A 21,465-nucleotide genomic window follows, 5' to 3' on the forward strand; every position below is an offset into this window, starting at 1 on the left:
ATGCGTGTCGTCTTCGCCGGCACACCCGAGGTGGCGCTGCCCAGCCTGCGCGCGATCGCGGCGTCCCCGCACCAGATCGTCGGCGTGGTCACGCGTCCGGACGCGCCGGCCGGTCGGGGCCGCGCCCTGCGCCCGTCACCGGTCGGCGAGTTCGGTGCGGAGCTGGGCGTGCCGGTGCTCACCCCGCGGTCGGCCAAGGACCCGGGTTTCGCCGAGGAGTTGGCGGCGCTGCAACCGGACGTGTGCCCGGTGGTCGCCTACGGCTCACTGGTGCCACGCAGGGTCATCGACATACCGCGCCTCGGGTGGGTCAACCTGCACTTCTCGCTGCTGCCGGCCTGGCGCGGCGCCGCCCCGGTGCAGCACGCGATCCTGCACGGCGACGAGGTGACCGGCGCGACGGCCTTCCTGCTCGAAGAAGGCATGGACACCGGTCCCGTGCTGGGCACGATGACCGAGACGATCCGCCCGGCCGACACCAGCGGCGACCTGCTGGGGCGGCTGGCCGAAGCGGGCGCGGGACTGCTCGTCGCAGCACTCGACGGGCTGGAGAGCGGTTCGATCGCCCCGGTGCCGCAACCCGCCGACGGTGTCTCCATGGCGCCGAAGATCACCGCCGCCGACGGTGAGATCCGTTGGAGCGACCCGGCTTTCGCCATCGACCGACGAGTTCGAGCCTGTACGCCGGCACCGGGTGCGTGGACGACGTTCCGTGGGACACGCCTGAAGATCGGCGGCCTGACGCCGAGCGCGCCGGACGACATCCAGCCGGCAGCGGGCGAACTGCGCGCCACCAAGAAGGCCGTGTATGTCGGCACCGGCAGCACTCCCGTGCGGCTGGATGTCGTCCAGCCGCACGGCAAGAAGGCGATGCCCGGTGCGGACTGGGCCCGCGGTGTGCGGGTCGACGAAGGAGAGACTTTCGGGTGAACAACAGCGACCAACCTGGCGGGTACCGCGACGAGCGCGGCCGGCAGCGCCCCGCGTCACGACGCGCCGGCGGCAAGAACCGCACCGCCGTCCGGCCGGCGGACCGGCGTCGCGGCGGCGACCCCACCCGCAAGGCTGCGTGGCAGGTCATGCGGTCGGTGGCCGACGGTGCCTACGCCAACCTGGAGCTGCCGAAGGTGCTCCGGGCGGCGGACCTGCACGGACGGGACGCCGCGTTCGCCACGGAGCTGACGTACGGCGCCATCAGGATGCGCGGGCTGTACGACGCCGTCATCGAGTTCGCGGCCGGGCGACCGGTCGGGCAGATCGACCCGCCGGTGCTGGACACGCTGCGTCTCGGCGCCCATCAGATCCTCGGCATGCGGGTCCCGTCGCACGCCGCCGCCTCGGAGACGGTGGCCCTGGCACGCGAGATGAACGGCACCGGGGCCTCGGGCTTCGTCAACGCCGTGCTGCGGCGGATCACCGAGCGCACCCGCGAGGAGTGGGTCCGAGAGGTCACGGCCGGCCGGTCCCTTGAGGACGCGCTCGCCGTCGAGTACTCGCACCCGGCCTGGGTGGTGCGGGCGTTGCGCGGAGCGTTGCGGTCCGGGGGAGTGGCCGACGAGGCGAGCCTGGACGATGCGCTGGTCGCGCTACTGGAGGCGGACAACGCCGCACCGGCGGTGTCACTGGTCGCCCGTCCGGGTCTCGCGACCGTGCAGGAGCTGGTCGACGCCGGCGCCGAGGCGTCCACCCTGTCACCCGTCGGCGCGGTGCTGCCCGGCGGTGACCCGGCCGACATACCGGCCGTCCGGCAGACCCGGGCGGCGGTGCAGGACGAGGGTTCTCAGCTGGTCGCGCTCGCGCTCGCCGCGGCGCCGCGGGAGGGTGAGGGGCCGCAGGAGTGGCTCGACCTGTGCGCCGGGCCGGGTGGCAAGGCGGCACTGCTGGCCGCGCTGTCGGCCGACCGACCGGACGTCACCGTCTTCGTCAACGAGGTCAGCGAGCACCGCACCGAGCTGGTGCGGCGGACCATGCGCGCCGCGATCGACGCCGGTGCCGAGGTCATGATCGGCACCGGCGACGGCCGTGAGCTCGGCGCGGAGGAGCCGAACACCTACGACCGGGTCCTGGTCGACGCACCGTGCACCGGTCTCGGCGCGCTGCGGCGCCGGCCGGAGGCACGCTGGCGACGGACACCGAGCGACGTCACCGACCTCACCACCGTGCAGTCGGACCTGCTGACCTCGGCCCTGGACGCGGCCAAACCCGGAGGTGTCGTCGCCTACGTCACGTGCAGCCCGCACGTCGCGGAGACCACCGAGGTGGTCCGTTCGGTGACCGCGGGCCGTGACGACGTCGTCGTCGAGGACGCGCGGCCGCTCTTCCGCGACGCCGCAGGTGCACAGCTCGCCGATCTCGGTGACGGGCCGGCGGTGCAGCTGTGGCCGCACCTGCACGGCACCGACGCGATGTTCTTCGCGCTGCTGCGCAAGAAGTGAATTAGCAGATACCGCACCACGATTCGTCATGAGAAAACCTGGAGGACGCGTGCTGATCGCACCGAGCATCCTGTCGGCCGACTTCGCCAATCTCGAGCGCGACCTGCACCGGATCGCGAACGCGGACTGGGCGCACGTCGACGTGATGGACTACCACTTCGTGCCCAACCTCACCCTCGGGCTGCCCGTCGTCGAGGCACTGCAACGGGTCAGCCCGATCCCGCTCGACTGCCACCTGATGATCGAGGACCCGGACCGGTGGGCGCCCGCGTACGCGGAGGCGGGGGCACACAGTGTGACCTTCCACATCGAGGCGGCCCGTGACCCGCGCACGCTGGCGAAGGACCTGCACGCGGCCGGCGCGCAGGCCTGTATGGCGCTCAAGCCGGGGACACCGTTCGCGCCGTACGAGGAGTTGCTGGACGTGGTCGACATGGTCCTGGTCATGACCGTGGAGCCGGGGTTCGGCGGGCAGAGCTTCATGGCCGACCAGATGCCGAAGGTGCGCGAGGTCCGGGAGGCGATCGGCCGGCGCGGCGGCCAGATCCGCATCGAGGTCGACGGCGGCGTCGCCGCCTCCACGATCGAACAGTGCGCGGCGGCCGGCGCTGACGTATTCGTCGCAGGCTCAGCCGTTTACGGGGCGGAGGACGCAGCCGCCGCGGTCGAGGAGTTGCGCGGCCTCGCGCAGGCGTGCGCCGGCCACCGCTGACTCACCAGGTGGACGCTCCTTGCGGCAGGGCTTGACTGCAGTGTCATAATGTTGCCGAACGTGCTCCGGGGTCGGTGAAATTCCGAGCCGGCGGTGATAGTCCGCGACCCGACTGCTTCGGCAGCCGGTTGACCTGGTGGAACTCCAGGACCGACGGTTAAAGTCCGGATGGGAGGCGCACGTGGGGTGTGCCCTCTGGCAGACCCCGGCGGCAGTGCAAGGCCAGCCATCCTGGCCGACCGCAACCGCTCGTCATCCCCGGAGCCGGTGAGACCGGACCGGAAGGAGTGACGAGGCGGTGCAGCACCCCTCAGCTTTCGAGCAGCCGATGCGCGCTGCCCTCGAACTGGCCGCGCGCGGCCCCGTCGCCGACGCCAACCCGCGGGTCGGGTGCGTGATCGTGCGTGACCAGGCCGTCGTCGGCCGAGGCTGGCACGCCGGCGCCGGGACGCCGCACGCCGAAGTGGTGGCACTCGCCGACGCCGGTGAGCTCGCGCGCGGCGCCACCGCCTACGTCACGCTCGAGCCATGTGCCCACCAGGGCCGCACCGGACCGTGCACCGCAGCACTCAGCGCGGCCGGCGTGTCCCGGGTCGTCTACGCGCAGGAGGACCCGAACCCGGTCGCGCAGGGCGGCGCCGCGGTGCTCCGCGACCGCGGGATCGAGGTGCACGGCGGTGTGCTGGCCGCCGAGGCCGCAGCCCTCAACGAGACCTGGTCGTTCGCGGTCACCCACGAACGGCCCTGGGTGGTGTGGAAGTTCGCGATGACGCTGGACGGCCGGTCGGCCGCGGCCGACGGGACGAGCCAGTGGATCAGCAACCCCGAGTCCCGTGCCGAAGTGCACGAACTGCGGGCCCGAGTGGGCGCCGTCATGGTCGGCACCGGCACCGCGCTCGCGGACGATCCGCAGCTGACCGCACGTTCCGCGGCCGGTGCCGTCACCGGGCCGCAGCCGTTGCGGGTCGTCGTCGGCGAGCGGGAACTTCCCGCGGCGGCACGGGTGCTGGACGACGCCGCGCCGACGGTGCACCTGCGCACCCACGAGCCGGAGGTCGTGCTCGAGGACCTGCACGCACGCGGCGTCCGGTCCGTCCTGCTCGAAGGCGGTGCGACACTCGGCGCCGCCTTCCAGCGGGCCGGTCTCGTCGACGAAGTCGTCGTGTATGTCGCACCCGTACTGCTCGGCTCCGGCACTGCCGCCGTGGCCGATCTCGGTGTCCACACCCTGTCGGACGCCGCCCACTGGACCCTGCACGACATCCGGCGACTCGCCGACGACGTGCGACTCACCTATCGGAGGAAGTGACGTGTTCACCGGCATCGTCGAAGAGCTCGGAAGAGCCAAAGCGATCGAGCGACAGGGCGACTCGGCTCGGCTCACACTCGAGGCACACAGGGTGCTCGACCAGGTGGAGCACGGTGCGTCGATCGCGGTCAACGGGGTGTGCCTGACGGTCGTGGAACACACCACGGACGAGTTCACCGTCGACGTGATGGCCGAGACCCTGGACCGGAGCAGCCTGGGGGCGCTGACGCCCGGCGGGCAGGTGAACCTGGAGCGCGCCATGCGCGCCGACGGACGGCTGGACGGCCACATCGTGCAAGGGCACGTCGACGGTGTCGTCGAGGTGCTCGGCCGGCAGGAGCACGAGCACTGGACCGAGTTACGGCTGTCGCTGCCGGCGGCGCTGGCGCCATACGTCGCCGAGAAGGGTTCGGTCGCCCTGGACGGCGTCTCCCTGACCGTCGCCTCGGTGACGGCTGACGCGTTCACGGTGTGCCTGATCCCGACGACGCTGCAGCTGACGACCTTCGGGGAGCGTGCGATCGGCGACCCGGTGAACATCGAGGTGGATGTGCTCGCCAAGTACGTCGAGCGCATGGTCGGACTGAACGGGCAGCGAGGAGACCAGCAGTGAACTTCTTCGAGCGCCTCTACGACGCGTCGATCACCATCGGCGGGCACGGCATCACCTGGCGGGAGATCGTCGGAAACCTCTTCGGGCTGGCCTCGGCCATCGGCGGCATGCGGCGCAAGGTCTGGGCCTGGCCGGTCGGGATCGTCGGCAACGCGTTGCTCTTCACGGTCTTCTTCGCGCTCGGCTTCACCGCCCACGGCGGACAGGTGATGTTCGGCCAGGCCGGCCGGCAGGTGTTCTTCATCATCACCTCGATCTACGGGTGGTGGATCTGGCAGCGCAACAAGGCCGGTCGTCGCCCGGACGCCCCGGCCGTACAACCGCACTGGGCCACCGGCGCCGAGCGGCTCGGTTATCTCGGCTTCTGGCTGGTTGCAGTGGTTCTCGTGCAGTGGAGCAGCCGGGTGATCGGTGTCGGCTGGACACCGCCGAGCTGGTACTACTGGGCCGACGCGTGGATCTTCGTCGGCTCGATCGTGGCGACGTTCGCCATGGCGCGCGGCTGGAACGACTTCTGGCTGGTCTGGATCGCGGTCGACCTCGTCGGTGTCCCGGAGCTGATCCACTTCCAGTACTACCCGTCGGCCGCGCTCTACGCGTTCTACGCATGTTTCGTCATCTGGGGTTTCTTCGTGTGGTTGCGAGTCAGCCGTCGGGCGGGCGATCCGTCCGACGTCGATGAAGAGTTGGTGAGGTCATGACAGATTCGATCGAGGCCGCCCTGGCCGAAATCGCCGCCGGCAGGCCGGTGCTCGTCGCGGACGACGCCGACCGGGAGAACGAGGTCGACCTCGTGATGGCCGCGCAGCATGCGGACGCGCGGTGGATCGGCTGGGCCGTCCGGCACGGGTCCGGCGTGATCTGCGCGCCGATGACACATACCGTGGCCGATCGGCTGGGGCTCCCACCGATGGTGCAGGACAACCAGGACCCGAAGGGCACGGCATACACGATCTCCGTGGACGCGACCGGTCTCGCAACCGGGATCAGCGCCGCCGAGCGGGCGAAGACCCTTGCCACGCTGGCCGACCCGAGCTCGGTGGTGGCGGACTTCACCCGCCCCGGACACATCTTCCCGTTGCGTGCCCGCGAGGGAGGCGTGCTCGAACGCACCGGCCACACCGAGGCCGCCGTCGACCTCGCCCGGTTGGCCGGGTGCTCCCCGGTCGGCGCGATCGTCGAACTCGTCCACGACGACGGGTCGATGATGCGGCTCGGGGACGCCGAGGAGCTCGCCGCCCGGGACGGGCTGCTCGTGATCACGATCGAGGACCTGGTGGCCTGGCGCAGGCTGCACGACCGGGTGGTGTGCCGGGCGCGCACGAAGCTGCCGACGCCGCACGGCGCATTCACGATGTTCGGGTACACCGACCTGCTCACCGGTCATGATCACGTGGCACTGGTGTCACCCCACGGGATCTCCGACGAATCACCGCTCGTCCGCGTGCATTCGGAGTGCCTCACCGGCGACGCATTCGGCTCGACGCGGTGCGACTGCGGTCCACAGCTGACCGAGTCCATGCGGCGGATCGGCGCCGGCGGCGGGGTGATCGTCTACCTGCGCGGTCACGAAGGACGTGGCGTCGGCCTGCTCGACAAGCTGCGCGCCTACGAGCTGCAGGACAGCGGCTTCGACACCGTCGACGCGCAGACCGAGCTCGGACTGCCGATCGACGACCGCGAGTTCGGCGCCGCCGCCGCGATCCTGCGTGACCTCGGGATCACCTCGATGCGACTGCTGACGAACAACCCGCAGAAGGAGAAGCAGCTGGCGGCGCTGGGTCTGCAGGTGGAGCGGGTGCCGCTGGTCACCGGCCGCACCGTCAACAACAGCCGGTACCTGGACACCAAACGGGACCGCCTCGGCCACCACCTCGGAGACACAGCATGAGTAAACACGGCGCGCCCGCCCCTGAAGCAGTGGACGGCAGCGGGTTGCGAGTGGCCGTCGTGGCGGCTTCCTGGCACCAGCAGGTGATGGACGGGTTGATCGACGGCGCACGGCGCGGTCTCGACGCGTGCGGGATCCCGGACGCCGAGGTGGTCCGGGTGCCCGGCACGTTCGAGTTGTCGGTGGCGTGCGCGCGGCTCGCCCCGTCATACGACGCACTGGTGGCGCTCGGTGTGGTGATCCGCGGCGGCACACCGCACTTCGACTATGTGTGCACGGCGGCGACACACGGCCTGACCGACGTGTCGGTCCGGACCGGCACCCCGGTCGGCTTCGGGGTGCTGACCTGTGACGACGACGCCCAGGCGCTCGACCGCGCGGGGTTGCCGGGGTCCGCCGAGGACAAGGGGTTCGAGGCGGCGACGGCAGCCGTGGCCACCGCCATGACCCTGCGTGAGAGCTAAGCGTGCCGGGCGTGACGCCATCCGACCAGGGATCAGAGTGTGGTCCAGCTGCAGCAGTGAAGTCCGGTGCAATTAGCCTTGGCTGACGTGAAGACGTTCGATCAGCTGTTTGCTGAGCTAAGGACCAAGGCCAAGGATCGGCCCGCCGATTCGGGCACCGTGCGTGAGCTCGACGCCGGCGTGCATTTCATCGGCAAGAAGATCGTCGAGGAAGCCGCCGAGGTCTGGATGGCAGCTGAGCATGAGGGCGTGGAGCGGACCGCCGAGGAGATCAGCCAACTGCTCTACCACCTGCAGGTGCTGATGATCGCCCAGGACATCACGCTGGAGGACGTCTATGCCCACCTCTGACATGCTCCGTGTCGCCATGCCCAACAAGGGCGCGCTCGCCGAGGCGAGTGCGCAGATCATGCGCGAGTCCGGCTACCGTGTGCGTCGGGAGTCCAAGGAACTGGTGGTCGTCGACGCCGAGCAGCAGGTGGAGTTGTTCTACCTGCGGCCGCGTGACATCGCCGTGTATGTCGGCCGCGGTCACCTCGATGTCGGCATCACCGGCCGGGATCTGTTGCTCGACTCCGGTGCCCCCGCGACCGAAGTCATGCAGCTCGGCTTCGGTGCGTCCACCTTCCGTTACGCCGCGCGGACGGGACAGATCTCGTCGGTCGACGAACTCGACGGCAAGCGCATCGCGACCAGCTTCGCCGGCCTGGTCGGTAAGGACCTCGCGGACAAGGGGATCGACGCCTCCGTGGTCCATCTCGACGGAGCCGTGGAGACGGCGGTGACCCTTGGAGTCGCCGACGTGATCGCCGACGTCGTGGAGACCGGCACGACGCTCCGGAATGCGGGGCTCGAGGTCTTCGGCGACCCGATCCTGCACTCCGAAGCGGTACTGATCCGGCCGCAGGACCGGGTGGCGGAGCCGGATGCTGCCGTCGAAGTGCTGATCCGGCGGTTGCAGGGTGTCCAGACGGCCAGCCGCTACGTGATGATGGACTACGACATACGGGTCGAGCTGGTCGAGCAGGCCTGTGCGTTGACGCCGGGTCTGGAGTCGCCGACCGTGTCGCCGCTGCATCGCGAGGGGTATGTCGCGGTGCGTTCCATGGTGCCGCGGTCATCCACGAATGCCGTGATGGACCGGCTCTACGAGATCGGCGCACGGGCGATCCTGGTCACCGAGATCGCGGCCTGCCGGTTGTGACGGCAGTGACGTCGGACTCCGGCCGTGCGATGGCCGCCTATGCAACGTTCCGGCCGCGCAGGTCGCGATTCGTGAGCATCGGCGTGGGGATCGCGCTCGTCGTGGTGTTCGTCATCGTGGCGCTGCGGATCCCGCACGGGGGAGTGACCGGCTGGAACACCCCCGACTCCGTCGCCATGATCGCGTTCGCGGTGGCGGTCGCGGCGTTCCTGCTGCGGTACGCCTTCGTGCACGCGACACCCACCCCGGAGGGTCTTCACGTCACCAACCTGATCGTCTCGCGCGACCTGGACTGGGCGGAGATCGTCAACGTGCAGTTCGGCAACGGCGCACCCTGGCTGACCCTGGAACTCAGTGACACCGAGACGTTGGCGGTGATGGCGGTGCAGCGGTCCGACGGTGCGTTCGCCGAGGCGGAGGCCGGCCGGCTCGCGGCGCTCGTCGAGGCCCACAACCGCCCCCCGCGCGACGACTGAAGGAGCCGGCTTGCGCAGGGTCGGACGTTACTGCGTGCGCAGGATCAGGTCGGCGTGCTCGCGGGTGCGGTCGGCGCCGAAGACCTGCTCCTCCTGGAGCGCCCAGCGCTGCCAGTGCGGTCGGTAGGCGTCACCGTCGCGGGCGAGCGCGCGATGCTTGCGGGTGGCGTCGTCGGCGTCCAGCCAGACGCGGAGGTCGGCATACGGTCGCGCGAGGCCGACGCTGCTGCCGGCGCCCTCGACGATCACCACAGCGGCCGGGGACACTGCGACCAGGGGGCCGAATTCGTCGTGTTCCCAGTCGAACTGGCGGAACGCAGCCGGTTCGTGACGACGTAGCGGCGCGAGCACCTGCGCGGCCAGCAGCGCCGGGGTTGCGGCCAGGCCGTCCCAGCCGGGGTAGATGTGGTCGAGGTGGACGACGCCGGCATCCGGCAACCGCGCGGCCAGGGCGGCGGCGAACGTGGTCTTGCCGGAGCCGCTGCGCCCGTCGATCGCGACGATCGCCGGACGGGTGCGGATCGCGCGGGCACGACCCGCGACGAGATCCACCTGCTCGGCCGAGGGTCCGTCGCTCACACGGAGCAACCTAGCGGGCGAGCGGCGGGTCCTGACGGCGAGCGGCCCGGCGACCCGGCTGCATCAGGACAGCGGGGTGACGTCCCGGTTCGCGATGTGGTTCGGCCGCGGGGCGGCTGCGGCGAACGGCTGCTGCGGAGCGTTCTCGACGCTGTTGAAGACCAGGAAGATGTTGGACCGCGGGTACGGCGTGATGTTGTTCGCCGACGCGTGCATGATGTTCGAGTCGAACCAGAGCGCCGAACCGGCCGGGCCGGTGAACTGGTCGATCCCGCAGCGTTCGGCGAGAGCCGCGATCGACGCCTCGCTCGGCACGCCGACCGTCTGCTCCTGCAGTGAGGACGCGTGGTTGTCGGCCGGTGTCTCGCCGACGCCGGGCACGAAGACCTCGTGGGATCCCGGCATCACCATCAGGCCGCCGTTGAACGGGTAGTTGCGGGTCAGCGCGATCGAGCAACTCACCGCACGCGGTGCCGGGAGTCCGTCCTCGGCGTGCCAGGTCTCGAAGTCCGAGTGCCAGTAGAACCCGGTGCCCTTGAAACCCGGCATGTAGTTGATCCGGGTCTGGTGCAAGTAGACCTCGGAACCGAGCAACTGCCGCGCCCGATCAAGCAACCGCGGGTCACGGGTCAGTGCGTCGATCCGGGCACTGAGCTGCTCGACCTGGAAGATCGACCGAACCTCTCCCGAGACCTTCTCGGTGATGATCCGCTCGTCACCGAGAAGTGACCGGTCGGTGCTCAGCCGATGCAACTCGGCGTTGAACTCCGAGACCTCGTCGGCGCTGATGAAGTCCGGCAGGATCGTGTAACCACGACGGGCATGTGCCTTCAGCGCGACGTCGTCGAACGGGCCGTCGGTACCCGACCCCCACACCGTCGGGTGGCTCCGAGCAAGGAATTCACCGCCCTGCGTGCGGGTCGGGTAGGCATCGAGGGTCGCGGTCGTGGTCGTCATACGAAATGCAGTCCTTCCGGGTGGATCGTGTGGTGCTGTCGGCGTCTCAGGCCTCGAGCACCAAGGGGTAGACGCCGTTCTCGTCGTGGATCTCGCGGCCGGTCACCGGCGGGTTGAAGACGCACACCGTGCGCATCTCGGTGCGCGGCAGCACCTGGTGCTTGTCGTGGTCGTTGAGCAGGTAGAGCGAGCCGGGCTGCAACGCGTGCCGCTCACCGGTGGCCTTGTTCACGATCTCGCCCTCACCCTCGACGATGAACACCGCTTCGATGTGGTTGGCGTACCAGAAGTCGTTGACGGTCCCGGCGTACAGCGTGGTCTCGTGCACGGAGAAGCCGACACCCTCACGTGCCAGCACGATGCGCTTGCTGCGCCAGTTGTCGGTCTTGATGTCGTCGACGGTGTCAGTGACCTCGTCGATGGAGCGGACCAGCATGGGAAGTTCCTCTCGAGTGGGCTTTGGATTCGTATGGCGGGCAGCGGCGTTCGTCAGCCGAGCGCGTCCATGGTCGCGGTGCGCAGGGTCGCGAGCCCGCGGGTCAGCTCGTCCTCGCTGATCGTCAGCGGCGGTAGCAGCTTGATGACCTCGTCGCGCGGCCCGGAGGTCTCCACGAGCAGCCCCGCGTCGAAGGCGTTGCGGCAGGTCGCCTGTGCAGCGTCGGGGTCGGCGAACTCCAGACCGCGGATGAGGCCGCGGCCCTTTGCCGTCAGCTCACCCTCGGGACGCTTGGCGACGATGCTGTTGAGCGTCGCCTCGACGAAGGCTCCCTTGGTCACCGTGGAGTCCTCCAGCGTCGTGTCCGCCCAGTAGGTGCGGATCGCCTCCGCCGCAGTCACGAACGCCGGCGCGAAACCACGGAAGGTGCCGTTGTGCTCGCCCGGGTCCCACACGTCGAGCTCGGGCCGCAGCAGGGTAAGGGCCAGCGGAAGGCCGTAACCGCTGATCGCCTTGGACAGGCAGATGATGTCGGGGACGATGCCGGCCTCCTCGAAGCTGAAGAAGCCACCCGTGCGACCACACCCGACCTGGATGTCGTCGACGATCAACAGGATCTCGTGCTCGCGGCAGATCTCCGAGAGCCGGCGCAGCCACTCCAGGCGCGCCGTGTTGACCCCGCCCTCACCCTGCACCGTCTCGACGATGACCGCCGCCGGTGTATTGAGGCCCGAGCCGGAGTCGGCCAGCAGACGTTCGAAGTAGACGAAGTCGGGGATGTCGCCGTTGAAGTAGTCGTCGTACGGCATGGGCGTGGAGTGCACCAGCGGTACACCCGCACCCTCCCGTTTCATCGAGTTTCCGGTGACGGCGAGGGCGCCCAGCGTCATACCGTGAAATGCGTTGGTGAAGTTGATGATCGACTCGCGGCCGGTGACCTTGCGGGCGAGCTTGAGCGCTGCCTCGACGGCGTTGGCGCCGCCGGGGCCGGGGAACATGACGGTGTGGTCGAGTCCGCGTGGCCGCAGGATCTGCTCGGTGAACGTGGCCAGGAAGTCCTCGCGCGCCGTGGTGAACATGTCCAGCGAATGAACGATGTTGTCCTCGGCCAAGTACTGCAGCAACGCGTCCTTGAGGATCGGGTTGTTGTGCCCGTAGTTCATCACTCCGGCGCCGGTGAAGAAGTCGAGGTACTCCTTCCCGTCCGGGGTGTGCAGGAAGCTGCCCTGCGCGCGCTCGAACGTCACGGGCCAGGTGCGGGAGTAGCTCCGGACACCGGACTCGAGGGTGGTCGTGTCGGTGGTCACGGTCATGGCAATCCTTCGGTCGATCGAATGACGTTCGGGCAGACGCTCCGAACGCGCGCCACGGAGCGTGGTCCGTGGCGGAAAAGTGCTGCTGGGGTCAGGCGATCAGCGCAACGGGGCGATGCGCAGCATCGGCTCGCCGGCATGGCCGTCGGGGAAGTGCGCAGACGGAATGCCTTCTGACCAGGTCAGTTCCGCATCGTGCTGGCGGGCGATGCTGCCGAACAGTGCTCGTGACGCGCTGTTGGTCTCCTCGACCGTCGCCTCCAGGGCGTCGATCGACTCCGTGGTCTCGAGCAGGTGCCCGATCATCCGGCGAGCCACGCCACGCCCCCGCTGGTCGCCGCGCACAGCCACCTGCCAGACGAACAGGTGCGATGGCCGCTCCGGTGGCCGGAAGCCGAGCACGTAGCCCACGATCTCGTTGTCCGACATCGCGATCCGGCAGGTCGTCGCAAAATCTCGGGCCATCAACAGGTAGGCGTACGACGAGTTCAGGTCGAGCTCGCCGCCATCGCGGGCGAGCGCCCACATCTGGGCCCCGTCGGACGGTTCCGGCGGTCGCACCACCAACCCGGACTGGGCGGCGGTGCGGGGAACGTGCGAGCGAAGCGCACGGGTCGTGCGGTGGTGGGTGGATTGCGGTCGGGTCGGTACTTCGATTGGTATCGGCATGACTGCCCTCGACGTTAAGCGCTCGTGCTGCCAAGTCAAGCGGAATCGGTGCTGGTCACCCGCCATCGAATTCGATTGGGGGAACGCAGTTTCCGCATGATGCCGTGGATAGCTCGACGTCGAGAGGTGTGGCGGATCCGCGCGAAAAGTCGATCTCATCATGTGGGACGGGCTACGTCCGGGTGATTCCGGCGCGGTCTCTATCCTTGACCCATGACGGTTGCCGTGCGTGTCATCCCCTGCCTCGACGTCGATGCCGGACGCGTGGTCAAGGGAGTGAATTTCGAGAACCTCCAGGACGCCGGGGACCCGGTCGAACTCGCGGATCGTTACGACCGCCAGGGTGCCGACGAGCTGACCTTCCTGGACGTGACGGCGAGCTCCGCGGGACGCGAGACGACCTACGACGTGGTCGGCCGGACCGCGGAGCACGTGTTCATCCCGCTGACCGTCGGCGGGGGAGTGCGCACGGTGGACGACGTGGACCGCCTGCTGCGGGCCGGCGCGGACAAGGTCGGCATCAACACCGGAGCGATCGCGCGACCGGAGGTCATCGCCGAGATCGCGGACCGCTTCGGTTCTCAGGTGCTCGTGCTGTCCGCCGACGTACGACGCTCCCAGCACGGCAACTTCGAGGTGACCACCCACGGCGGGCTGAAGTCCACCGATCTCGACGCGATCGAGTGGTGCGCTCGTGCGGCCGAACTCGGAGTAGGTGAGATCCTGCTCAACTCGATGGACGCCGACGGCACCAAGGACGGCTTCGACCTGGAGCTGATCCGTGCGGTGCGTGCCGAGGTCACCGTGCCGATCGTGGCCAGTGGCGGCGCGGGCCGGGTGGAGGACTTCGTGGAGGCCGTCGATGCCGGCGCGGACGCGGTGCTCGCGGCCTCGGTCTTCCACTTCGGCGAGTTGACCATCCGCGACGTGAAGGACGCCCTGCGGGCCGCGGGCCACGAGGTGCGCTGAGGGCCGCCGGGGGCTCCGGACGAGCTCGTGCGGTCGGGGTGAATCAGAAACCGAGCGACGACTCGCGGAACGCCGCGACGTCGGCGTCGGACCCGTCCAACTCCACGTCGGTGACCGCGCCGCGGCCGAAGATGTGCAGCAGCACCTCCGCGGGTGCTGCGTGCAGCACGACGCTGCCGTGGTCGTCCTTGGCGCCGCGCAGGCTGCGTCGGCCGTGGCCGGGGCAGTCGGCGACGACGCCGGTGCGCACGTTGCGCAGCGTCAGCGCGCCGATGCGCGGCAGGATCCCCCAGAGGGCGGCCTGCTCCCCGTCCGGCAGTTCGCGCCGTGCCTGCGGATGATCGCCCGCGCGCAGCACGTCCTCGTGGTGCACGAAGAACTCCGACAGGTTGGCCTTCTCGTCCACACCGGGCAGTCGGAAGGGGCTGAGCCGTGGTGGCCCACTGCGCAGCTTGTCCACCAACTTCTCCCACGGCATGGCGGCCACCTTGCGCTGGACGGACTCGAGGTGGCCGGCGGCGATCGGCAGGAACATCCCGGCCGCGGCGTCGGGGCGGTTCTCCCGCACGACCAGGTGCGCGGCCAGGTCCCGCGTGGTCCACTCACCGCAGAGGGTCGGTGCGTCCGGCCCGGTGGACAGGAACGTGTCACACAGTCCGATGCGTTCTGCGTGGGCGAATTTCGGCATACCCCGATCATGTCCTAGTCCCGTCGCTCGCACGGCGTTCGGCACCGGACCGTGCCCGTCCCGCGTGCAGATCGGTGCGGCAGAATGACTGCGTGAGTTCAACGGCCCTCGACCCAGACATCGCGACGCAGCTGAAGAGGGATGCTGCCGGGCTGGTGCCCGCAGTCATCCAGCAGCACGACACCGGCGAGGTCCTCATGGTCGGCTGGATGGACGACGAGGCACTGCACCGCACGCTCACCACCGGTCGGGTGACGTTCTGGTCCCGCAGTCGCGCGGAGTACTGGCGCAAGGGGGACACCTCCGGCCACGTGCAGCACGTGAAGTCCGTCGCGCTCGACTGCGACGGGGACACTCTCCTGGTGCGGGTCGACCAGGTCGGACCGGCCTGCCACACCGGCGCCCACAACTGCTTCGTCACCGACCTGGGGGCGGTGTCGGCATGAGTGACGCGAGCACCCGGACGGCCGGAGCCGCCGATGTCCACGCGGAGACCGCGTGGGGTCAGACCTGGCCGGGCCTGCCCCAGTTCCTGGAGCTGGCGGCAGGGCGGCGGGTCATCCCGGTCGTGCGCCGGCTGCTCGCCGACGGCGAGACCCCGCTCGGTATCTACCGCAAGCTCGCCGACAACCGGCCGGGCACCTTCCTGCTCGAATCGGCGGAGCACGGCGGCGTCTGGTCCCGCTACTCGATCATCGGCGCGGACAGCCGCGCCACGCTGAGCGAGGAGGACGGCCGGGCGGTCTGGCTCGGCTCACCACCGGTCGACGTGCCCGTCGACGGCACCCCGACGGACGTGCTGCGCGACACCCTGCGCGTCCTGGACACCCCGCGCATCCCCGGCCTGCCGCCACTCACCGGCGGCCTCGTCGGCGCCATCACGTATGACGCCGTGCGGCGCTGGGAACGCCTCGCCGAGCCGGGCAGTGACGACCTCCGGTTGCCGGAACTCGGCATGGTCCTCGCGACCGACCTGGCCGTCCTCGACCACACCGACGGCAGCGTGCTGCTGATCGCGAACGCGATCAACTACGACAACACCGACGCACGGGCGGCCGAGGCGTGGGCCGACGCGGTGGATCGGCTGGACGCCATGCAGGAGGCGCTGGCGGTCGACGCGCCCAGCACCGTGTCGGTGCCCGAACCGGTCGAGCTGACCCCGGTCAGCACGCACACGCGTGAGCAGTTCCACGACATGGTCGAAGCCGCCAAGGAGGACATCCGCTCCGGCGAAGCCTTCCAGATCGTGGTGTCCCAACGGTTCTCCGTGCCGTGCGGTGCGGACTCGCTCGACGTCTACCGCGCGCTGCGGGCCGGCAACCCGAGTCCGTACATGTACCTCCTGCGGCTGCCGCACCCCGACGGGTCGACGTACGACGTCGTCGGCTCCAGCCCGGAGGCCCTGGTGAAGGTGACGGGGGAGCAGGTCATCACGCACCCGATCGCGGGTTCGCGGCCGCGTGGGAAGAGCCCGGAGCAGGACGAGGACCTGGCCGACGAACTCTTCGAGGACCCCAAGGAGCGTGCCGAGCACCTGATGCTGGTCGACCTGGCCCGCAACGACCTGCAGAAGGTGTGCGACGCCGGCACCGTCGACACCGTCGAATTCATGCAGATCCGCCGGTACAGCCACATCATGCACCTGGAGTCGACGGTGATCGGCACGCTGAGCACGGGCCGTTCGGCATACGACGTGCTCGTGGCGACGTTCCCGGCGGGCACCCTGAGCGGGGCACCCAAACCTCGCGCCATGCAGATCATCGACCGGCTCGAGGGCATCCGTCGCGGTGTCTACGGCGGGGTGGTCGGCTACTTCGACTTCGCCGGCGACCTCGACATGGCGATCGCGATCCGGACGGCGCTGATCAAGGACCGGGTCGCCTATGTGCAGGCGGGCGCCGGCATCGTCGCCGACTCGGTGCCCGAGAGCGAATACCAGGAGACCCGCACCAAAGCGGCCGCCGCGCTGCGGGCCGTGGTGATCGCGAGCGGGATGCGGGGGATCGGGTGACGTCCAAGCGGTCGGTACTGCTGGTCGGCGCGCTCGCCGTGATCCTGATGATCGCCGCGAACACCCGCACCTGGGTGTCCGGCTCGGTGACCGATGCGGTGCTGCAGCAGGCACACACCACGGCGTCCGGTGGCAAGGCCGCGCCGGCACTGCTCGCCTCGGCCCTGGTCGGTGCGGCCGCGGTGCTCGCGACCCTGACGACCGGACGGATCCCGCGCTGGATCGCCGCGGTCATCACCCTGCTCGCGGGCGTCGTCAGCGTGGTCGTGGTCCTCGCCCCGGTGCGCCACCCCGGCTCCGTCCTGGGGGACGTCGCGACCACGATGACCGGGCACACCGGCGACCGGAACATCGCGGCGAGCCTGACGGTCTGGCCCTGGATGGCGCTGCTCGGCGCGGTGCTGCTGGTGCTCACCGGGGTGCTCGCGATCCTCGGAGCGCGCACCTGGTCCGGCCTCTCCAACCGGTATGACGCCCCCGGCGCCAGCGCAGTCCGGGCCCGCTCGGACTGGGACATGCTCTCGGATGGCGAGGACCCGACCGACTTCCCGGACGGGTCTGACACAATCAACGAACGGCACCGATCCGAATGATCGGTGACGTTTTCCACGACTCATCGAAGGAGCAGCGGCTGATGGCCGAAGAATTCCACGAGGACCACGGACACAGCGTCGCCGGCTGGACCACTGTGGCGTTCCTGCTCGTCGCGGCGGTCTGCGTGGGCATCGGCGTGGCCTGGGGCCTGCACCCGCTCTACTACACCGGTGGCGCGCTCGCCGTCGTCGGTGTCGTGGTCGGCAAGATCCTCGGCAAGATGGGCTTCGGCAACCACAACCGGCCGAGCGCTCCGCCCCTCACCCCCGAGGAGCAGGCCAAGCTCGACGCGCAGCGGGCGTCCTAGGTGTCCACGGTCCTCGACGAGATCATCGTCGGGGTCCGCGAGGACCTCGCCGAACGACGGCGCGCGACGTCCGCACCGGACATCGCCCGCCGGGCCCAGGAGGCGCCGCCCGCGCTCGACGCGCTGGCGGCTTTCCGCGCTGTGGGCCCGGTCAAGGTCATCTCCGAGGTCAAGCGACGCAGCCCGAGCAAGGGCGACCTCGCGGAGATCCCGGACCCGGCGCAGCTCGCCTCGGCATACCAGCGCGGCGGTGCGACCGCGATCTCGGTCCTGACCGAGCCGCGGCGGTTCGGCGGGTCCCTCGACGACCTCGACGCGGTGCGCGCCGCGGTGTCGATCCCGGTGCTGCGCAAGGACTTCATGGTCGAGCACTACCAGTTCGACGAGGCCCGCGCGCACGGCGCCGACATCATCCTGCTGATCGTCGCCGCGCTCGACGATGCCCAGTTGCGCGACTTCTACCAGCACGCGACCGAACTCGGCATGACGGCACTGGTCGAGACCCATGACGAGGCCGAGATCGACCGCGCGCTCGCGATCGGCGCCCAGCTGATCGGTGTCAACGCCCGCAACCTCAAGACCCTCGAGGTGGACCGCGGTGTCTTCGCCCGGCTCGCGTCGCAGGTCCCGGAGGACCGGGTACGCGTCGCCGAGTCCGGCATCCGCGGCCCGCAGGACGTCGCCGACTACGTCGCGGCGGGAGCCGACGCCGTGCTGGTGGGCGAGGCCCTCGTCACCGGCGGCGAGCCAGCGGCCGCCGTCGGCACATTGATCAAGGGGATCCGATGACCCAGACCACTCCACCGCTCGGTCGCTTCGGGGCGTATGGCGGGCGCTACGTGCCCGAGGCCCTGGTGGCCGCCCTCGAGGAGTTGGACGAGCACCGCGCCAAGGCGATGGCCGACCCGTCGTTCGTGGGCGAGCTGACCGAGTTGCAGCGCAGCTACACCGGCCGGCCGAGCATCATCACCCGCGTCCGCAGGTTCGGTGACGAGCACTGCGGCGGCGCGCAGGTCGTGCTGAAGCGCGAGGACCTCAACCACACCGGCTCGCACAAGATCAACAACGTGCTCGGCCAGGCGCTGCTCACCAAGCGGATGGGCAAGACCCGGGTGATCGCCGAGACCGGCGCCGGTCAGCACGGGGTCGCCACGGCGACCGCGGCCGCCCTGATGGGTCTGGACTGCACGGTCTACATGGGCCGGGTCGACACCGAACGCCAGGCACTCAACGTCGCCCGGATGAGGCTCCTCGGCGCCGAGGTCGTCCCCGTCGACCACGGCTCACGCACCCTCAAGGACGCCGTCAACGAGGCGTTCCGCGACTGGGTCGCCAACGTGGCGCACACCCACTACGTGCTCGGCACGGTGACCGGGCCCTACCCGTTCCCGGAGATGGTCCGTGACTTCCACCGGGTCATCGGGGTCGAGGCCCGGGCGCAGATGCTCGACGAGTACGGCCGGCTGCCCGACGCCGTGCTGGCCTGTGTCGGCGGCGGCTCCAACGCGATGGGCATCTTCCACCGCTTCATCGACGACAGCGGCGTCCGGCTGATCGGCCTGGAGGGCGGCGGTGACGGGCCGGACAGTGGTCGTCACGCGGCGCGGTTCACCGGTCAGGCGATCCCCGGCGTGCTGCACGGCGCCTACACCTACGTGCTGCAGGACGAAGAGGGACAGACCATCGAATCCCATTCGGTGTCAGCGGGTTTGGACTACCCCAGCGTGGGCCCCGAGCACGCGTTCCTGCGCGACTCGGGTCGCGCCGAGTACTACCCGGTCACCGACACCGAGGCGATGACGGCGTTCGAGGCGCTGTCCAGGACCGAGGGGATCCTCCCGGCGATCGAGAGCGCACACGCAGCGGCCGGGGCGATGAAGATCGGCCGCGAACTCGGCCCGGACGCCCTGCTCCTGGTCAACCTCTCCGGCCGCGGCGACAAGGACGTGCACACCGCCGCGAAGTGGTTCGGCCTGCTCGACGAGGGGGAGGCGCAAGGATGAGCACGCAGCAAGACGTGAGCGGGGTGTCCGCCGCGCTCGCCGCGGCCAAGGCCGAGGGACGCGCGGCACTGATCGGCTACCTGCCCGTCGGCTACCCCGACGTCGACACCTCCATCGAGGCGATGCTGACCATGGTCCGCAACGGCGTCGACATCGTGGAGATCGGCCTGCCCTACACCGACCCGCTGATGGACGGGCCGGTCATCCAGACCGCAGCGACCGGGGCGCTCGCGTCCGGCGTGCACGTGCGTGACGTCTTCCGGGCGGCCGAGGCCGTCGCCGGCGCCGGCGCGTCCTGCGAGGTGATGACCTACTGGAACCCCGTGCTGCGCTACGGCGTCGACGCGTTCGCGCGGGACCTCGCGGCCGCCGGCGGGTCCGGTCTGATCACCCCCGACCTGGTGCCCGACGAGGCCGCCGACTGGATCACCGCCAGCGAGACGCACGGCCTGGACCGGGTCTTCCTGATCGCGCCGAGTTCGACGCCGGAGCGCCTCGTCACCACGACGGCCGCGTGCCGCGGATTCGTCTACGCCGCGTCCCTCATGGGGGTCACGGGAGCACGCGAAGCGGTCGGCAGTGAGGCTGCGCAGCTCGTCGAACGCGCGCGCACGGTGACCGAGACCCCGATCTGCGTGGGCCTCGGCGTCTCCACCGAGGCGCAGGCCGCCGAGGTGGCGGGTTACGCGGACGGTGTGATCGTCGGCTCCGCGCTCGTGGCGACCCTGGTCACCGCGGCCGACCGGAACGAGGGGCTGGCCACGCTGGCCCAGAAGGCCGCGTCGCTCGCCGACGGGGTGCGCGGGTGATCGCGGGCTCGTCATACTTCCCGAGCCCGACGAAGGGCGTCTTCTGGGTCGGGCCCTTCCCGATCCGCATGTACGCACTGTGCATCCTGGCCGGCATCGTCCTCGCGATCTGGGTGACCGGGCGCCGGCTCGGTGACCGCGGCTACCGACGCGACGTGATCTACGACATCGCCTGGTGGGCCGTGCCGTTCGGCATCATCGGCGGTCGCATCTACAACGTCATCACCTCGCCGCAGCCCTACTTCGGCAAGCACGGCAACCCCTGGGACGCGTTCGCGATCTGGCACGGCGGGCTCGGCATCTGGGGCGCGATCGCACTGGGTGCCCTCGGCGGTTACCTGGGGTGTCGACGACAGGGCGTGCGGTTCCTCGACTTCGCGGACGCGGCGGCACCGGGCGTCATCCTGGCGCAGGCGCTCGGCCGGTGGGGGAACTACTTCAACAACGAGTTGCACGGCCGCACCACCGACCTGCCGTGGCGGCTGAAGGTCTACCAGTGGGACGAGAGCGCCGGCCACGCGGTCCACGACAGCGCGGGCCATCCCATCGTCGCGGGCTACTTCCAGCCCACCTTCCTCTACGAGTCGTTCTTCTGCCTGGTGATCGCGCTGATCATCGTGCTGCTCGACCGGCGCTATTGGCTGGGTCGGGGTCGCTCGTTCTTCCTGTATGTCGCGCTCTACCCCTGCGGCCGCATCTGGATGGAGTGGCTGCGTGACGACCCCGCGAACCACATCCTCGGCCAGCGGGTCAACGTGTGGGTCTGCGTGGTGGTGTTCATCATCGGTGTCGTCGGCTACCTGATGTGCGCACGCCGACACCCGAACGGCGCCTACGAACCCGTTCCGCTGACCGCGCACGGGCGCGCCGCCGATGCTCCGGAACCCGACGACGAGCCGGAACCCGACGACGAGCCGGCAGGCGAGGACGACGCAGCCGATGGCACGGCGACCGCACGGGCGGCGGCCGACTCGGGCCGGTCCGAGCGCTCCGGCAACCACGACGACCCGGCAGAAGACTGACCGC

26 protein-coding genes and 1 riboswitch are annotated in these 21,465 nt (G+C 70.0%); of the genes, 20 read left to right on the forward strand and 6 right to left on the reverse strand.

All coding sequences use genetic code 11. The features are described from left to right. From fmt to FHU39_RS06560, 11 genes are all read left to right on the forward strand, one after another. Positions 1-930 carry a methionyl-tRNA formyltransferase gene (gene fmt / locus FHU39_RS06510; protein WP_183319599.1) on the forward strand — a complete coding sequence of 310 codons (930 nt, stop codon included), beginning with the start codon at positions 1-3 and terminating at the stop codon, positions 928-930. After that, a complete protein-coding gene (locus tag FHU39_RS06515; protein ID WP_343065754.1) occupies positions 927-2,435 on the forward strand; it encodes an RsmB/NOP family class I SAM-dependent RNA methyltransferase in 1,509 nt (502 codons plus the stop codon). Before fmt ends, FHU39_RS06515 begins: the two co-directional genes overlap by 4 nt. Before the next feature lie 28 nt (positions 2,436-2,463). Then, positions 2,464-3,147 carry a ribulose-phosphate 3-epimerase gene (rpe, locus tag FHU39_RS06520; RefSeq protein WP_221185156.1) on the forward strand — a complete coding sequence of 228 codons (684 nt, stop codon included), beginning with the start codon at positions 2,464-2,466 and terminating at the stop codon, positions 3,145-3,147. A 57-nt stretch (positions 3,148-3,204) separates the two neighbouring features. Then, positions 3,205-3,331, forward strand: a riboswitch (FMN riboswitch). Between the two features lie 114 nt (positions 3,332-3,445). Continuing rightward, positions 3,446-4,456, forward strand: coding sequence for a bifunctional diaminohydroxyphosphoribosylaminopyrimidine deaminase/5-amino-6-(5-phosphoribosylamino)uracil reductase RibD (gene ribD / locus FHU39_RS06525; RefSeq protein WP_425484763.1), 1,011 nt, complete (start codon positions 3,446-3,448; stop codon positions 4,454-4,456). Position 4,457: 1 nt separating this feature from the next. Next, positions 4,458-5,069, forward strand: coding sequence for a riboflavin synthase (locus FHU39_RS06530; RefSeq protein WP_183319600.1), 612 nt, complete (start codon positions 4,458-4,460; stop codon positions 5,067-5,069). Continuing rightward, the gene (locus tag FHU39_RS06535) at positions 5,066-5,770 is read left to right on the forward strand and encodes a nicotinamide mononucleotide transporter (protein ID WP_183319601.1); all 705 of its coding nucleotides are present in this window, start codon (positions 5,066-5,068) and stop codon (positions 5,768-5,770) included. Before FHU39_RS06530 ends, FHU39_RS06535 begins: the two co-directional genes overlap by 4 nt. Continuing rightward, the gene (ribA, locus tag FHU39_RS06540; RefSeq protein WP_183319602.1) at positions 5,767-6,960 is read left to right on the forward strand and encodes a GTP cyclohydrolase II; all 1,194 of its coding nucleotides are present in this window, start codon (positions 5,767-5,769) and stop codon (positions 6,958-6,960) included. Before FHU39_RS06535 ends, ribA begins: the two co-directional genes overlap by 4 nt. Further along, positions 6,957-7,424 (forward strand): 6,7-dimethyl-8-ribityllumazine synthase, encoded by a 468-nt coding sequence (gene ribH / locus FHU39_RS06545; RefSeq protein ID WP_183319603.1) that lies wholly within the window; start codon positions 6,957-6,959, stop codon positions 7,422-7,424. The genes ribA and ribH overlap by 4 nt, the downstream gene beginning before the upstream one ends. An 87-nt stretch (positions 7,425-7,511) precedes the next feature. Next, entirely contained in the window at positions 7,512-7,775 is a 264-nt protein-coding gene (locus FHU39_RS06550; protein ID WP_183319604.1) for a phosphoribosyl-ATP diphosphatase, read from the forward strand. Position 7,776: 1 nt separating this feature from the next. Next, positions 7,777-8,628: an ATP phosphoribosyltransferase gene (gene hisG / locus FHU39_RS06555; protein WP_183320928.1), complete on the forward strand. Its 852-nt coding sequence runs from the start codon at positions 7,777-7,779 to the stop codon at positions 8,626-8,628. A gap of 71 nt (positions 8,629-8,699) precedes the next feature. Further along, positions 8,700-9,104 carry a PH domain-containing protein gene (locus FHU39_RS06560; protein ID WP_183319605.1) on the forward strand — a complete coding sequence of 135 codons (405 nt, stop codon included), beginning with the start codon at positions 8,700-8,702 and terminating at the stop codon, positions 9,102-9,104. Positions 9,105-9,131: 27 nt separating this feature from the next. On the opposite strand, the gene FHU39_RS06565 is transcribed toward FHU39_RS06560, so the two are convergent. From FHU39_RS06565 to ectA, 5 genes are all read right to left on the reverse strand, one after another. Beyond that, positions 9,132-9,683, reverse strand: coding sequence for a nucleoside/nucleotide kinase family protein (locus FHU39_RS06565; protein ID WP_343065755.1), 552 nt, complete (start codon positions 9,681-9,683; stop codon positions 9,132-9,134). 63 nt (positions 9,684-9,746) lie between these two features. Beyond that, positions 9,747-10,640, reverse strand: coding sequence for an ectoine hydroxylase (thpD, locus tag FHU39_RS06570; protein ID WP_183319606.1), 894 nt, complete (start codon positions 10,638-10,640; stop codon positions 9,747-9,749). A 46-nt stretch (positions 10,641-10,686) separates the two neighbouring features. After that, entirely contained in the window at positions 10,687-11,076 is a 390-nt protein-coding gene (locus FHU39_RS06575) for an ectoine synthase (protein ID WP_183319607.1), read from the reverse strand. Between the two features lie 53 nt (positions 11,077-11,129). Then, positions 11,130-12,389, reverse strand: a complete 1,260-nt coding sequence (gene ectB / locus FHU39_RS06580) for a diaminobutyrate--2-oxoglutarate transaminase (RefSeq protein ID WP_183319608.1) — start codon at positions 12,387-12,389, stop codon at positions 11,130-11,132. A 99-nt stretch (positions 12,390-12,488) separates the two neighbouring features. Next, positions 12,489-13,058 carry a diaminobutyrate acetyltransferase gene (gene ectA / locus FHU39_RS06585; RefSeq protein ID WP_183319609.1) on the reverse strand — a complete coding sequence of 190 codons (570 nt, stop codon included), beginning with the start codon at positions 13,056-13,058 and terminating at the stop codon, positions 12,489-12,491. 213 nt (positions 13,059-13,271) lie between these two features. Here ectA and hisF point away from each other — a divergent pair, with 213 nt between their 5' ends. After that, positions 13,272-14,027 (forward strand): imidazole glycerol phosphate synthase subunit HisF, encoded by a 756-nt coding sequence (gene hisF, locus FHU39_RS06590; RefSeq protein WP_183319610.1) that lies wholly within the window; start codon positions 13,272-13,274, stop codon positions 14,025-14,027. A 43-nt stretch (positions 14,028-14,070) separates the two neighbouring features. Here hisF and FHU39_RS06595 read toward each other — a convergent pair whose 3' ends face one another. Then, entirely contained in the window at positions 14,071-14,715 is a 645-nt protein-coding gene (locus FHU39_RS06595) for a TIGR03085 family metal-binding protein (protein WP_183319611.1), read from the reverse strand. A gap of 92 nt (positions 14,716-14,807) precedes the next feature. Here FHU39_RS06595 and hisI point away from each other — a divergent pair, with 92 nt between their 5' ends. The 8 genes from hisI to lgt are packed head-to-tail and all read left to right on the forward strand — an operon-like array spanning position 14,808 to position 21,461. Continuing rightward, positions 14,808-15,161, forward strand: a complete 354-nt coding sequence (gene hisI, locus FHU39_RS06600; RefSeq protein ID WP_343065756.1) for a phosphoribosyl-AMP cyclohydrolase — start codon at positions 14,808-14,810, stop codon at positions 15,159-15,161. After that, positions 15,158-16,726 (forward strand): anthranilate synthase component I, encoded by a 1,569-nt coding sequence (locus FHU39_RS06605; RefSeq protein ID WP_183319613.1) that lies wholly within the window; start codon positions 15,158-15,160, stop codon positions 16,724-16,726. Before hisI ends, FHU39_RS06605 begins: the two co-directional genes overlap by 4 nt. Then, positions 16,723-17,319, forward strand: a complete 597-nt coding sequence (locus FHU39_RS06610) for a Trp biosynthesis-associated membrane protein (RefSeq protein ID WP_183319614.1) — start codon at positions 16,723-16,725, stop codon at positions 17,317-17,319. Before FHU39_RS06605 ends, FHU39_RS06610 begins: the two co-directional genes overlap by 4 nt. A gap of 41 nt (positions 17,320-17,360) precedes the next feature. Continuing rightward, a complete protein-coding gene (locus FHU39_RS06615; RefSeq protein ID WP_183319615.1) occupies positions 17,361-17,627 on the forward strand; it encodes an HGxxPAAW family protein in 267 nt (88 codons plus the stop codon). Next, positions 17,628-18,416 carry an indole-3-glycerol phosphate synthase TrpC gene (gene trpC, locus FHU39_RS06620; RefSeq protein ID WP_183319616.1) on the forward strand — a complete coding sequence of 263 codons (789 nt, stop codon included), beginning with the start codon at positions 17,628-17,630 and terminating at the stop codon, positions 18,414-18,416. Further along, positions 18,413-19,630: a tryptophan synthase subunit beta gene (trpB, locus tag FHU39_RS06625; protein ID WP_183319617.1), complete on the forward strand. Its 1,218-nt coding sequence runs from the start codon at positions 18,413-18,415 to the stop codon at positions 19,628-19,630. The genes trpC and trpB overlap by 4 nt, the downstream gene beginning before the upstream one ends. After that, positions 19,627-20,439 (forward strand): tryptophan synthase subunit alpha, encoded by an 813-nt coding sequence (gene trpA / locus FHU39_RS06630; RefSeq protein WP_183319618.1) that lies wholly within the window; start codon positions 19,627-19,629, stop codon positions 20,437-20,439. Before trpB ends, trpA begins: the two co-directional genes overlap by 4 nt. Then, the gene (gene lgt / locus FHU39_RS06635) at positions 20,436-21,461 is read left to right on the forward strand and encodes a prolipoprotein diacylglyceryl transferase (RefSeq protein ID WP_343065757.1); all 1,026 of its coding nucleotides are present in this window, start codon (positions 20,436-20,438) and stop codon (positions 21,459-21,461) included. Before trpA ends, lgt begins: the two co-directional genes overlap by 4 nt. Positions 21,462-21,465: the final 4 nt, after the last annotated feature.

This window comes from Flexivirga oryzae, from assembly GCF_014190805.1.
Lineage (GTDB): Bacteria > Actinomycetota > Actinomycetes > Actinomycetales > Dermatophilaceae > Flexivirga > Flexivirga oryzae.

Excerpts from the sequence above, each read along its gene's own strand:
- fmt (WP_183319599.1), top strand. The coding sequence starts at position 1 with ATGCGTGTCGTCTTCGCCGGCACACCCGAGGTGGCGCTGCCCAGCCTG.
- rpe (WP_221185156.1), top strand. The coding sequence starts at position 2,464 with ATGAGAAAACCTGGAGGACGCGTGCTGATCGCACCGAGCATCCTGTCG.
- ribA (WP_183319602.1), top strand. The coding sequence starts at position 5,767 with ATGACAGATTCGATCGAGGCCGCCCTGGCCGAAATCGCCGCCGGCAGG.
- ribH (WP_183319603.1), top strand. The coding sequence starts at position 6,957 with ATGAGTAAACACGGCGCGCCCGCCCCTGAAGCAGTGGACGGCAGCGGG.
- hisG (WP_183320928.1), top strand. The coding sequence starts at position 7,777 with ATGCTCCGTGTCGCCATGCCCAACAAGGGCGCGCTCGCCGAGGCGAGT.
- thpD (WP_183319606.1), bottom strand. The coding sequence starts at position 10,640 with ATGACGACCACGACCGCGACCCTCGATGCCTACCCGACCCGCACGCAG.
- FHU39_RS06575 (WP_183319607.1), bottom strand. The coding sequence starts at position 11,076 with ATGCTGGTCCGCTCCATCGACGAGGTCACTGACACCGTCGACGACATC.
- ectB (WP_183319608.1), bottom strand. The coding sequence starts at position 12,389 with ATGACCGTGACCACCGACACGACCACCCTCGAGTCCGGTGTCCGGAGC.
- ectA (WP_183319609.1), bottom strand. The coding sequence starts at position 13,058 with ATGCCGATACCAATCGAAGTACCGACCCGACCGCAATCCACCCACCAC.
- hisF (WP_183319610.1), top strand. The coding sequence starts at position 13,272 with ATGACGGTTGCCGTGCGTGTCATCCCCTGCCTCGACGTCGATGCCGGA.
- FHU39_RS06595 (WP_183319611.1), bottom strand. The coding sequence starts at position 14,715 with ATGCCGAAATTCGCCCACGCAGAACGCATCGGACTGTGTGACACGTTC.
- FHU39_RS06605 (WP_183319613.1), top strand. The coding sequence starts at position 15,158 with ATGAGTGACGCGAGCACCCGGACGGCCGGAGCCGCCGATGTCCACGCG.
- FHU39_RS06615 (WP_183319615.1), top strand. The coding sequence starts at position 17,361 with ATGGCCGAAGAATTCCACGAGGACCACGGACACAGCGTCGCCGGCTGG.
- trpB (WP_183319617.1), top strand. The coding sequence starts at position 18,413 with ATGACCCAGACCACTCCACCGCTCGGTCGCTTCGGGGCGTATGGCGGG.
- trpA (WP_183319618.1), top strand. The coding sequence starts at position 19,627 with ATGAGCACGCAGCAAGACGTGAGCGGGGTGTCCGCCGCGCTCGCCGCG.